The sequence below is a fragment of the Marinomonas lutimaris genome (assembly GCF_019426345.1).
GTDB classification, from domain to species: domain Bacteria; phylum Pseudomonadota; class Gammaproteobacteria; order Pseudomonadales; family Marinomonadaceae; genus Marinomonas; species Marinomonas lutimaris.
Window position 1 is genome coordinate 168,138 of the sequence record NZ_JAHLLW010000003.1, and the last position, 12,781, is coordinate 180,918.

The 12,781-nt window shown below is 40.6% G+C and carries 13 protein-coding genes; 10 read left to right on the forward strand and 3 right to left on the reverse strand.

The window, feature by feature from the left end; genetic code table 11:
- Nucleotides 1-33: 33 nt before the first annotated feature.
- Genes KPL72_RS05830 through KPL72_RS05840 form a run of 3 tightly spaced genes read right to left on the reverse strand, consistent with a single transcriptional unit; the run spans nt 34 to nt 1,768 of the window.
- Nucleotides 34-384 (reverse strand): 5-carboxymethyl-2-hydroxymuconate Delta-isomerase, encoded by a 351-nt coding sequence (locus KPL72_RS05830; protein WP_212916042.1) that lies wholly within the window; start codon nt 382-384, stop codon nt 34-36.
- 38 nt (nt 385-422) lie between these two features.
- Entirely contained in the window at nt 423-1,358 is a 936-nt protein-coding gene (locus KPL72_RS05835; protein ID WP_212916043.1) for a 2-hydroxyacid dehydrogenase, read from the reverse strand.
- Nucleotides 1,355-1,768: a VOC family protein gene (locus KPL72_RS05840; RefSeq protein ID WP_212916044.1), complete on the reverse strand. Its 414-nt coding sequence runs from the start codon at nt 1,766-1,768 to the stop codon at nt 1,355-1,357. The genes KPL72_RS05835 and KPL72_RS05840 overlap by 4 nt, the downstream gene beginning before the upstream one ends.
- A 453-nt stretch (nt 1,769-2,221) precedes the next feature.
- Here KPL72_RS05840 and KPL72_RS21345 point away from each other — a divergent pair, with 453 nt between their 5' ends.
- The 10 genes from KPL72_RS21345 (at nt 2,222) to KPL72_RS05890 (ending at nt 12,686) form a co-directional block, all read left to right on the forward strand.
- Nucleotides 2,222-3,376, forward strand: coding sequence for a methyl-accepting chemotaxis protein (locus KPL72_RS21345; RefSeq protein WP_219702155.1), 1,155 nt, complete (start codon nt 2,222-2,224; stop codon nt 3,374-3,376).
- A 19-nt stretch (nt 3,377-3,395) separates the two neighbouring features.
- Nucleotides 3,396-3,674, forward strand: coding sequence for an STAS domain-containing protein (locus KPL72_RS05850; protein WP_212916046.1), 279 nt, complete (start codon nt 3,396-3,398; stop codon nt 3,672-3,674).
- The gene (locus tag KPL72_RS05855; RefSeq protein WP_219702156.1) at nt 3,613-5,322 is read left to right on the forward strand and encodes a SpoIIE family protein phosphatase; all 1,710 of its coding nucleotides are present in this window, start codon (nt 3,613-3,615) and stop codon (nt 5,320-5,322) included. Before KPL72_RS05850 ends, KPL72_RS05855 begins: the two co-directional genes overlap by 62 nt.
- A gap of 8 nt (nt 5,323-5,330) precedes the next feature.
- Nucleotides 5,331-5,696 (forward strand): response regulator, encoded by a 366-nt coding sequence (locus KPL72_RS05860; RefSeq protein WP_212916048.1) that lies wholly within the window; start codon nt 5,331-5,333, stop codon nt 5,694-5,696.
- 33 nt (nt 5,697-5,729) lie between these two features.
- Nucleotides 5,730-7,748 (forward strand): chemotaxis protein CheA, encoded by a 2,019-nt coding sequence (locus KPL72_RS05865; RefSeq protein WP_219702157.1) that lies wholly within the window; start codon nt 5,730-5,732, stop codon nt 7,746-7,748.
- A gap of 13 nt (nt 7,749-7,761) precedes the next feature.
- Entirely contained in the window at nt 7,762-8,244 is a 483-nt protein-coding gene (locus tag KPL72_RS05870; protein WP_212916050.1) for a chemotaxis protein CheW, read from the forward strand.
- 70 nt (nt 8,245-8,314) lie between these two features.
- Entirely contained in the window at nt 8,315-10,195 is a 1,881-nt protein-coding gene (locus KPL72_RS21350) for a methyl-accepting chemotaxis protein (RefSeq protein WP_219702158.1), read from the forward strand.
- 5 nt (nt 10,196-10,200) lie between these two features.
- Entirely contained in the window at nt 10,201-10,998 is a 798-nt protein-coding gene (locus KPL72_RS05880; protein WP_212916052.1) for a CheR family methyltransferase, read from the forward strand.
- Nucleotides 10,999-11,007: 9 nt separating this feature from the next.
- Entirely contained in the window at nt 11,008-11,628 is a 621-nt protein-coding gene (gene cheD, locus KPL72_RS05885) for a chemoreceptor glutamine deamidase CheD (RefSeq protein ID WP_212916053.1), read from the forward strand.
- Between the two features lie 17 nt (nt 11,629-11,645).
- Complete coding sequence (locus KPL72_RS05890; protein ID WP_219702159.1) at nt 11,646-12,686, forward strand: protein-glutamate methylesterase/protein-glutamine glutaminase; 1,041 nt, start codon at nt 11,646-11,648, stop codon at nt 12,684-12,686.
- The last annotated feature ends 95 nt before the right edge of the window (nt 12,687-12,781 follow it).

Below are 12,781 nucleotides of genomic sequence, written 5' to 3' on the forward strand. Positions count from 1 at the left end.
AAAGACCTTTTTGGGCGATCAAAATCACCATTATTATTGGGATAGAACAACCTTTTTAGCGTAGGTATCGCGTTCCATTTCACAGACTTCCACCGAGAAACTAACATCCTTTAATGAAAACTGTGTTAAAGCTTCTAGAACTAAATGAGAAAGTTGCTTTCTCTGCTCCATTGTTCGACCAGAAAGCATTCTTAGAATGACATGAACGAAAGCATCTTCTTTTCCAGCGGTTAAAAAGCTCTTATAGGGGAAACTACGTAATTTGATGTCTTCTTCAGTAAACAGTGTCGATGCAATACAGGCACCCTTAACCGCCTCAAGTAAGTCTACTGGGGGCACTTCTTGTTCTAAATTTTGGCTATATTCAACGATACAATGCGGCATTTAAGACTCCATTTTTAGACTTATTAGATATTATTCCACTAATAACCACGAACCGGATCAACAGCTGGCGGAATATTACCCGTCAGTCGATACTGTTTAATATTTTCAGCGACAATTTCGCTGGCACTTACAGGGTGTGTTGGCGCAGAGATATGTGGCAATACAGTGATAGAATCATGCTGCCAAAATGAGTGATTTATAGGCAACGGCTCTTGCATAAAGACATCCAACACAGCGTGGGACAAAGCCCCTTGTTCAAGTTTCGTTAACAAAGCTTCATCATCAATAATGAGACCACGAGCAAAATTAATTAAGCTTGCTCCTATTGGTAAACATGACAGATTTTGATCATTGAGCAAGCCCTTAGTTTCTATCGTCAAGGGCAAAAGACAAACGAGTATATCACTTTGTCGCAACAATGGGATGAGCCCTTCCTCGCCATAAAAACACTCAACTCCTGCAACCTGCTTGGGGTTTCGACTCCATCCCGCAACGGAAAAACCGTTAGCGACTAAACGCTGCGCACTAACGGCACCTAGCTCCCCTAATCCAAGTACACCGATTCGGCGATCTTGAGCACGCACCATGGGTTGTTGAATCCAAGATTTTTTTGACTGCTGCTTGGCATATGTTGGCATATCTCGATGAAGGTAAAGCGTCCAAGCTAAGACTGCTTCAGACATAGTCTGGGCCAAATTGGAATCAACTAAACGCACAATTGAAAAAGGTGGTGACGACAGTTCATTGATCATACGTTCAACACCTGCCCATACACTATGAACCCACTTTAATGAAGGTAGCTCTAATAAATGATCAGGGTCTGGATTGGCGACAATAGCAATCTCACATTGCAGCTTTTGCTCTGGAGTTAAATCGGCAAAAAGTACGATCATTTCATTTGGCATTGCCGCCGATAAATGCTTAATCCAAATATTTTGTTCTGACAAATCAGCGCGACTAATAAAAGGGATCATTTTTCATACACCTGAGCCAAGTCTTTAAAGCCTTTTAACTCAATAGCATTTCCACTTGGATCTTTAAAAAACATTGTCCATTGCTCCCCAGGCAAGCCTTCAAAGCGAACACTTGGAGCAAGATCAAACGCCACATTCGCTTCAGTTAGACGCTTTGCCAACTTCTGCCATTCCTCTAACGGTAAAATCAACCCAAAGTGTGGCATAGGAACAAGATGATCACCGACTCTACCTGTATTTGTCGTTGGACTTGGCACACCTAAATGAAGAGACAGTTGATGCCCGTAGAAATCAAAATCCACCCAAGTCTCAGTGCTGCGGCCTTCAATACAACCTAAAACTTGCGTATAAAAAAGGCGCGTTTCGTCTAAAGAAGTAACGTGAAAGGCGTAATGAAATAAAGCGGACATAAGCATTCCTAACAACAATGAATTAGGTTAGAAAAATACAGCACACAGAGCAAAAGTAAACATCAATCCGCTGTCCCCAGCATATAGTAAGCATTTAAAAAAGAAATGTCTTATGTCCCAAAAAAACCTACAGTGCACCACAGTTATCGACTCTTTCATCCCACCTTTATAAGCCTCATAAATTAATGTCTCTATCACTTCATATTTTCATTAATTTCATCAACATCGCCATTTTTAAATCCTTTAACGACATTCCTAAAATGTATTTTTGTATCAATGCTTTGTCACGTTTCATGGTGTTTTGTATCTATTTGCAAAGGGACATATACAAGAAAATCATTATTAATATACTGCTTAAAATGACTTATAAAATTTATTCGTCATTTTTGAAAACATTTTATTTTATTGACTACACTTATTTTGTTGAATGGTACAAACAGCTTAAGGATAAACATGTTGCGATTTCTTCTTTGTCATTGTTTTGCATTAGTAGTAGCTGGAATTCTGGTATATGAATCTTTAATGTGGGAGGCGATTGCGGTTCTTGCAGTATTTGGTTTTATCCCAATTCTTTTATCTAAGTCACCAAAAAATAAAGCTGATACTAATGATGAAACCAAGGTAGCTGCTGCTATTCATTCTTCTCAAGCGGATCATGTATCGATTCCTGAAGCATTGTTTAGCAGAGACCTAGTGCCTTTATTAAATGTATGTGGTGAAGACCTTAACAATGTACTTGCCACACAAAAAAGTGCAGTAGAGCTACTTAATAATGCCTTTATAGAAACAAATTCATTGATTGAGCAACAAGCCGGCTGTATTAATCACTTAGTTGAAACAGATAGTGATGACAATAAATATTACAGCGAAGTCATGCGTGACTTTGCAGCACAGACTGCAACCACCTTAGACAAGTTCATCGAAAGTACAATTGAAATGTCAGCCTCATCTATGGAGCTACTCTCAAAGGTCAACGAAATCCATGATGAAATGCCTGAAATTGCAAAAGCCTTAAAAGATATTGATGACATTGCCGATCAAACCAACCTTCTAGCACTCAATGCAGCTATTGAAGCCGCCAGAGCGGGTGAAGCAGGACGTGGCTTTGCTGTTGTTGCAGATGAGGTTCGCTCACTATCCAATCGATCTTCTGGTTTTAGTATTGCCATCCAATCCCGTCTCAAAAAGATCCAAGACCAAGTCTCTAGCTTAACAAAATCAATGGAGCGATTAGCCGCCCATGATGTGACTTACATAATGGAATCTAAAAAAACCATGAACAGCGCCTTGCAGCACATTGTTAAAAAAGCGGAAGACGATGCAGGCATTACATTAGAACTGGAGAATCTTGCCAAGGCTTTAGAATCAGCCATATTCGATGCCACCAGAGCGCTACAGTTTGACGATATCAACGGACAAAACATCACGTATACCATTGAAGTGTTGGGCTTTATGGGCGAACAGTTGAGCTCTGTGAACGATGAATCTTCGGACAATATAGAGCACGTATTAAGGGATAAATTAGAAATAATAAAACAACGTAGCCAACAAAAACATAACCCTGTTTCACAACAAAATATTGAAAGCGGCGACATTGATTTATTTTAAATAAGGACGAGAGGTTCGCATGTCAGAATTCATAGTGATTAATATGCCTGAAAGATTTGATTTTAGTACCCATGGGTGGTTCACCAAAGCCTATGAAGAAGCATTAACCAAAACAAAAAAAATCGTATTAGATTTTTCTCGTGTCGCCTATGTGGATTCTTCCGCCCTAGGAATGATGGTTCTTCTGCACCGTCAGATAAGTGCCACTTCAGGTCAAGGCACCATTCGAAATGTAAATGGAACAGCAAAAGATATTCTTGACATGGCTAATTTTGAGAAGTTATTTAGCTATGAATAAGATAAGTAAAGTTCTTTTATTAGAAGATAACGCTTCAACACGCTTAATTGTGTCTAAGGCACTTCAAAATAAAGGGATTGAGGTGGTATTAGCATCGACACTTGAAGAAGTTCGTCAGTGTTTTGCTGATGACTCTATAAAACTTTTCTTACTAGATGTTCATCTACCAGATGGAATATCAGATGAATTAATTCCACAAATTCGTCAACTCTATCCAATGGCGCCGATTCTGATGATAACAGCAGAATACGATAGTGCTCACATGGCACGATTGTTTGACGCTGGTGTAAAAGACTTTATTCAAAAACCCATTCTTCCACTGCTGTTATCGAATAAAGTACAAAGCTTTCTTGATTGGTCAGAAGTAGAGCTCGCTCTTTTTAGAGCAAACGAAAACTACTTAAGTATTATGCAAGAAAAAGAGCAAGAAGAAGCGCTGGCTTTTTTTGTCTACGATCATATTTTACACACGCACTCTCATTCTATCGAAGGGGTAAATGTCGCAACGCTTTCTAGCGGAAGATTCTGTGGAGATATTCTGATATCAGCACAATCCCCAAATGGCAATTTGATTATCATGTTGGGGGATGCAACGGGGCATGGTATGGCCGCAGCTATTACTATTTACCCTATGGTCGTGACTTTTAACGCCATGGTAGCAAAGGGATTATCACCAGGTGCTATATTGCGAGAATTAAGCGATAAACACTCACAAACCGTCCCAAGTAACCGTTTTTTTGCCTGTATTTTAATAGAAATATGTCTGTCAAAAAATACCATCAGTATCTGGAATGGCGGAATGCCTAATGTACTTATCTTCGATAACAACAAACAATTGATAGATAAAGTCCCAGCAAAAAACATGGCGATAGGTATTTTACCAACTAACGACATCAGTACTAAATTCGATACATACCCCATTGAAAATATTGGATTTATTTCATTTTTTAGCGACGGACTAATTGAAAACAAATGCAATAATAATAAAACACTTTGTTTTGAAGACGCTTATGCTCTTATTGCTGAATGCCCCACCGAAACAGAATATACAATTACTCGCATGCGGGCTATGGATGTAAGTCCAATGAGTAACCACGATGATATGACTTTATGCTGCCTAGATTTAGGTATTTTAAGGAATGAGCTATCTAGCAGCCCTGTCGAAAAACCATTCCCCAAAGGCAACTTTGCATTCAATTTTGAACTATTTGGAGATGCACTACTAAACGACAGTTTTACCTTAAAAATGATAGAGCTACTCGAGAGCTATGGCTTTTCTCCGTCGTTTTGCCAACGTGTATTTACCGTATCGACTGAATTAATTGTTAATTCAGTCGATCACGGAATTTTAAACATCCAATCCAATTTGAAAAAAACCGATTTTATTTCTTATCTTGATGATAGGAATGCGGCCATTAAAAAGCTTAATGATAGCCAAAGAATTACCGTAGCACTTAGCTGGAACCAATTTGAGAAATCATTGCTCTTGACTGTCTCTGATTCTGGTAATGGTTATCAGATAAAAACTGAAACGATCCAACCTGACACTCAAGCGCATGGTCGAGGCTTAAGTATTGTAAATACCTTATGCAATAGCCTTGTCTATGACCAAAACACCAACACAACACTCGCAACCTTACGATACTAGGATGAATTATGAGCAAAAAACTACTTGTCGTAGATGACTCCCCTTCTGTTCGCCAGATGGTAGAAATGACCCTAAAAGGGGCTGGATACGCTGTAAAAACAGCCAATGATGGCCAAGCTGCATTAGGCCTTTGTAAGACTGAAATGTTTGATTTCGTACTCACGGATCAAAACATGCCCAATATGGACGGTCTTACCTTGATCAAATCACTGCGCGCGATGCCTAGTTATGCTCGGGTTCCTCTTATTGTCCTAACAACCGAAGCTGGGGACACAATGAAACAGAAAGGCAAGGCTGCAGGAGCGACTGGGTGGATGGTCAAGCCATTTGACCCTAAAAAGCTACTCGAAGTCGTTGCGAAAGTGCTTCGTTAAGAACCTCATTTTGCGAATTCATTGAGAGACAGTATGGATAATTTAAGTCAATACAATGAGGTTTTTTTCGAGGAGGCACAAGAACACCTCGAAACAATGGAAACACTATTGCTTGCCTACGATATCGATGCACCCGATATGGAAGAGTTAAATAGTGTTTTCCGTGCTGCCCACTCCATTAAAGGTGGTAGCGACATTTTTGGTTTCAAAGCTTTGACAGGGTTAACGCATGTTATGGAAAACATGTTGGACTCTGCGAGAAATAATGAGCTGATATTAACAACGGATCTCATCACAGTTCTACTTGAAACAACCGATGTGCTTAAAAATATTCTTAGCTGCTATCGTGAAGAAAGTGAAATCGACTGGGAAATCATTGAAGCAAGTAAAGAAAGGCTAGGAGCCACATTACAAGCAATCGCAGGGGCAGGTGAACAAATCGATGCCCTTTTAGAAGAGGAAGAAGATCAAGGGTTCGGCTTTTTTGACGAAGACGATGATGAAAGCGAAGAACAAGAAGATCCAGGTTTTGGCTTTTTTGACGAAGACGATGATAAAAGCGAAGAACAAGAAGACCTAGGTTTTGGCTTTTTTGATGATGATCTTAATAGCGAAAAAGCGCCAGCCGATGACGAAAATGTTGGCTTTGGTTTTTTTGACGAAAACATCGATACCTCAAATGAAGCTGACGAGCAACAAAACCCTGTTGAAAGAGATGAGATACAAAAGGAAGAAACTGACAACATCGGCTATGGGTTCTTTAATGAAGATCCTCAGACTGAACCAGCAGCCACTCCTATAGAAAATACAACGACACCACAACAAGCCACAACGCAGAAAAAAACGGCTGTAAAAGCACCGGCAAAAGCAGCCGACACAAAAGCGGAAGCCACCAGCATTCGAGTTGAAACAAATAAAATCGACAAACTGGTTAACCTAGTCGGCGAGCTTGTTATTACCCAATCCATGCTGAATTTAATCGGCAGCGAAGTACAAGAAAGCATTGCCGATAAAATGCAATCGGCACTGATTGAACTTGAGCGAAACACCCGTGAAATTCAAGAAGCCGTTATGTCTGTACGTATGCTGCCTATTTCATTTGTATTTAACCGTTTCCCCAGACTTGTCCGAGATTTATCCACTAAATTAGAGAAAAAAATAAATCTAGTCATTGAAGGCGGAAATACAGAAATTGACAAAAATCTAGTAGAGAAAATCTCCGACCCTCTTCTACATTTAATTAGAAACAGCGTTGATCATGGTATTGAAATGCCATCAAAACGTTTGGAAGCTCATAAAGATGAAACAGGCATCGTTAAACTTTCAGCAGCTCAAAGAGGTGGCGAAATTGTTATCACCATAGCCGACGATGGCGCGGGCTTAAATCGAGAACGAATCATCGAAAAGGCGTTAGAAAAAGAACTATCGTTACCAGAAAATTTATCAGACAGCGACGTTTGGCAGCTCATATTTGAAGCAGGTTTTTCCACCGCTGCAGAAGTCACAGATGTATCTGGTCGAGGCGTTGGTATGGATGTGGTACGCCGCAACATTGAATCTCTGGGCGGACGTATCGAAATCACCTCTGCAGCAGGAATTGGCACAGTATTTACCATTAGCTTACCACTGACACTAGCCATCCTTGACGGTATGACTGTCGAGGCTTCAAATCAGGTATTTATTATTCCTCTAGTTAATATTGTAGAGAGTATTCAGCCTGTTGCAGAGCAGATAAAGCGCATAAAAGGAAAGCAACTACTTTGGGTGCGTGAAGAATACTGGCCTCTTATTGATATTGGAAAAACATTAGGTGGCAATACCACAGCAACGAATTTAGAAACAGGGATTGTTGTTCTGGTTGAAACATCAAAACAACGATTTGGTTTAGTGATTGATTCCCTTTTAGGTCAACAACAAGTGGTGATTAAAAACTTAGAACGACATTATCGTCGAGTAGAAGGGATTGCTGGTGCGACCATAATGGGCGATGGAAGTGTCGCGTTAATTTTGGACGTTGACTCCATGACACAATTCATCCAATCGAACTTATAAGGAGGCATTTATTATGGCAATACTTAAGCAGGGTAATACGTCTTCAATGCCTGCAAAAGAGTTCTTAACATTTGTATTAGGTGATGAAACCTATGCGCTTGATATTATGACTGTTAAAGAAATTCGTGGTTATGAACCGGCAACTAAAATTGCTAATGCACCTAGTTATATTAAAGGCGTTATTAACCTGCGTGGCGATATCGTCCCGATTGTTGATTTACGAATTAAATTCAACATAGGTGAAGCGACTTATAACGAATGGACTATTGTGATTATGCTTAATGTGCGTGATCGCGTGGTAGGAATTGTAGTTGATGGCGTTTCAGATGTAATGAATCTAGAAGCCGAAGAGATTAAACCAGCACCTGAGTTTGGTGTAGCTTTCGATAGCCGTTATCTCCATGGACTTGCCGCTTTGGAAGATCAAATGGTCATCATCGTCGATATTGAAGAGCTCATATCAAGCGATGAGATAGGCGTATTCGAGAGCGCATAAGGATAAACATTATTCACAGTTGGCCTTCAAGGCTTCAAAGTAAACACGATTCATAGGAAGGGTTATTACCATGTTAAAAAGCCTGTTTTCAAAACGATTAGATGATAATCAAATGATTATCGCCAAAGACGATTGGGTCAATGCTCAAGGTCAATTAGATGCATTGACTCGTTCTCAAGCCATTATTGAGTTTGACTTACATGGCAATATTTTAATTGCCAATGACAATTTCCTAAACGCGCTTGGCTACTCTTTAGAAGAAGTTCAAGGCAAACACCATAGCATTTTCGTTGATAACAAATACCGTAATAGCCGTGAATACAAAGAGTTTTGGGCTAAATTAGGCAGTGGTGAATTCCAAAGTGGCGAATTCTGTCGCTATTCTAAAGATGGCGAGGCCGTATGGATTGAGGCAAGTTACAATCCTATTTTTGACGATAACAACAAACCGTACAAAGTTGTTAAATTTGCGACCGATATCACAGAAAAGAAAAAACAAAATACCGATTATGAGAGTCAGCTAGACGCGATTTCTAAATCTCAAGCGGTTATCTCTTTTGAACTCGATGGCACCATTCTTTCAGCAAATGATAATTTTCTGAATGCTCTCGGCTACTCGCTAGGCGAAGTTGAAGGTAAACATCATAGCTTGTTTGTTGATTCCGAATACAAGAAATCCGAAGAATATCGTAATTTCTGGCGCAGCCTTGCAAACGGTGAACATTTCATCGGACGTTATCCACGAGTGCATAAAAGCGGTAAAGTAATTTGGATACAAGCCAACTACAGCCCTATCCGAGACCCAAGTGGCACACCTTATAAAGTCGTGAAGTTCGCAACGGATATTACTGCTGAAGTAGAAGCCGAACAGCAACTTCAACTTACTGTCAGTCAAGTCAACGCTGCCATTGATGCGGCAGTGAATAATGACCTCACTCAGCGAGTAGAGACTGAAGATAAATCTGACATGATGCTGAGTATCTCATCAGGTGTTAACTCTCTGCTCGATACCATGACTGAGATCATCATCAGTATTAAAAATGCTTCCGACGCCGTGTATACCGGTGCTCGTGAAATCTCTAATGGCAACACAGACCTTTCTAACCGTACCGAGCAACAAGCTTCTAGCTTAGAAGAAACCGCATCCAGTATGGAGGAGTTAACTGGCACCGTTCGCCAAAATGCTGACAGCGCCAAACAAGCAAACACCTTGGCTTCGAATGCCGTGACGATAGCAATAGATGGTGGCCACCTAATAGAAGATGTTGTGAAAACCATGGCATCGATTAATGAGTCTTCGCAAAAAATTGCCGATATCATTGGCATGATTGATGGCATTGCTTTCCAAACAAATATCCTAGCACTTAACGCAGCGGTTGAAGCGGCCAGAGCAGGTGAACAAGGGCGTGGGTTTGCGGTTGTGGCGTCTGAAGTCAGAACCTTAGCGCAACGTTCAGCCAATGCAGCAAAAGACATTAAAGACCTTATTTCTGAGTCAGCAACAAAAATAAACAATGGTAATGATCTGGTTAATAAATCGGGCAATACCATGCGAGAAGTGGTTTCTGCCATCAAGCAGGTGAATGACATTATGGCTGAAATTGCCAGCGCATCAGCAGAGCAATCTTCTGGACTGGATGAGATAGGTAAGGCCGTAAGTCAAATGGATGAAATGACTCAGCAAAACGCGGCGCTAGTAGAAGAAGCCGCCGCCGCATCTGAAAGTCTATTAGGCCAAGCAGATCAATTAACGATGAACGTCAATAAATTCATATTGAATGATGACAATCAGTCTCAGAATATTAAACAAATTGCCCACACAACGAAATCGACACCCTCAAAACCTTCTACTGTGAAAAAACTGCCTTCTGCGTCAGCTCCGGTTAAAAAAGCGAAGCCTTTACCAAAGCCTCAGATCGATGATGAAGACGATGGTTGGGAGGAGTTCTAAATCGTATGGAAAGGGAATTTGGGTTCACTCAAAGCGATTTTAATAAGGTGCGTACTATCCTTGTCGGACTGACAGGGATAAAGCTCGCCGACTCAAAAGAGTCGTTAGTATACAGCCGCCTAACCCCCAGAATCCGTAAGCTGGGGTTAAAAAGCACCAAAGAGTATTTAAAGTATTTAGAAGACCATCTTGATGAACAAGAAAACTTTATCAATGCTTTAACAACAAACCTGACCTCTTTCTATAGAGAGCCACACCATTTCAGTATTTTGGCGCAATACATAAACCAAGGTGAATCGGTTAAAAGGATTTGGTGTGCGGCATCGAGTACTGGTGAAGAGCCCTACTCGATAGCCATGAGCTTAGTGAAGGCTTATGGCAAGTTCGATCATGACGTTCAAATTATTGCCTCAGATATCGACAGTAAAGTTCTCGAAGCGGCGAATAAAGGAACTTATCCTTTAGAAAAGGTAGAAGCTCTGCCCGATAAAAAAAGCTTTTTTGTAAAAGGTAAAGGCAGCAATGTGGGTTTAGCCAAAGTGGTGCCGCAGCTACGTGACATGATTGAATTCATCCGCATTAATTTGCTGGATGAAAGTCTTCCAATAGAACCAAATCTAGACGTTATTTTTTGTCGTAATGTGATGATTTATTTTGATAAAGATACACAAGCAAAAATATTAACTAAGTTATTGGCTAAGCTTCGACCCGGGGGGCTTTATATTGCGGGGCACTCTGAGAATTTTTCGCACTTCTCCAATGTTATGAAACCCATTGGTCGAACAGCGTACATCAAACTGTAAGGTTGTCCTATGGCATTAAAAGAATCGGTAATTGAGCACTTTTCGACACGAAAACACTTCGACAACACGTTTGATATTATGTCGGTAAAAGTGCTACCAGGAGAATACTTCGCAACCAAAGACGACGTGATGATTACCACTTTATTGGGATCATGCGTCTCTGTATGTCTATATGATGCTACCGCGAAAGTGGGTGGTATGAACCACTTTCTGCTACCAGACGGCGGAGATGCAAACGACCTGCTGTCTTCTGCAGGGCGTTATGGCGTTTATGCTATGGAGTTATTAATTAACCACCTTATCAAGCTAGGGGCTCGCAGAGAACACTTTAGAGCTAAGGTTTTCGGTGGTGGAAGTGTTATCAAAGGTATGACAACTCAAAACATCGGCAAGAAAAACGTCGATTTCATCCAGTCCTATTTACAGAATGAAGGAATTTCTATTGAGTCCTCGGACTTATTAGATATTTACCCTAGACGTGTTAATTTTTTCCCTTCTACAGGCAGGGTGATGATGAAAAAATTACGTCAACATCATGATACTGAAGCCATTAACTGTGAATTACGTTATAGAAAAGCGATATCTTCTGTCGGTAAAGACAACGACTCGGGCGATGTTGATTTGTTTTAATCCTTTTATGGAAACCTATGCAGCCTAAAAAAATTAAAGTGCTTATTGTCGATGACTCTGTTTCTATGCAAAAAGTTCTGCAGGAAGTCATTGAGTCTGACCCTAGTTTAGAAGTTGTTGGCGTAGCCAAAAATGCTTTTGAAGCAAAGCAAATGGTGAATGATTTATCCCCTGATGTCATCACTCTCGATGTAGAAATGCCTAAAGTAAGTGGGCTGCGCTTTCTTGAAGTACTAATGAAAGTAAAACCCACTCCTGTTGTGATGATATCCACGCTAACTAAAGCGAATGCTGATACTACTTTACAAGCATTGGAATTAGGCGCTGTCGATTACATTGCCAAACCTCAAATAAACCAAGAGGAAATGTTTCAGCGCTATAAAAAAATGGTCATCAAAAAAATTCAAATGGCCGCGTCATGTAACATTTCAACCGGTATAAATCATCAACCTCTAAATACAACCCAGCCATCTGTAGCTGAATCATTTTCCTCTAATAGAGTATTGGCAATCGGAGCATCGACTGGAGGAACAGAAGCGATTAACTATTTACTCAGTAGGCTTCCTAGCGCTAACTTTGCTCTTATGATTGTCCAACATATGCCAGCAGGCTTTACCTCTACCTTTGCAAGCCGTCTAGATAGAACAACAGAATTCACCGTTGTAGAAGCGCAAGGAGGAGAATTGATTCGACCAGGCGTTGCTTACCTGGCACCCGGTGATTTTCACATGAAAGTCATAAGCTCGAACGATCAACTCTACACAGACGTATATAAGGCGGAAAAGGTATCTGGTCATCGCCCTTCCGTCGACGTGTTATTTAAATCGGTAGCAGATGAAATTGGCCGCTATGCGTTTGCAACCTTATTAACAGGGATGGGCAAAGATGGCGCGCGAGGACTAAAAAGAATTAAAAATGCCGGAGGGTTTACTGTCGTACAAGATGAGTCTTCCTGTGTGGTATACGGTATGCCGAGAGCCGCTGTCGAATTGGATGCTGCCAACGTTATTACACCATTAAACAATATCAAAGAAACATTCGTCGAAAAGTTACGCTAAAGCCCTTCTAAACAGACGCTCTAACACTATGTAAAGCGCATAAAAAACTGGGATGACACTTTAGAAGTTTCATCCCAGTTTTATTAAAAGCGAAG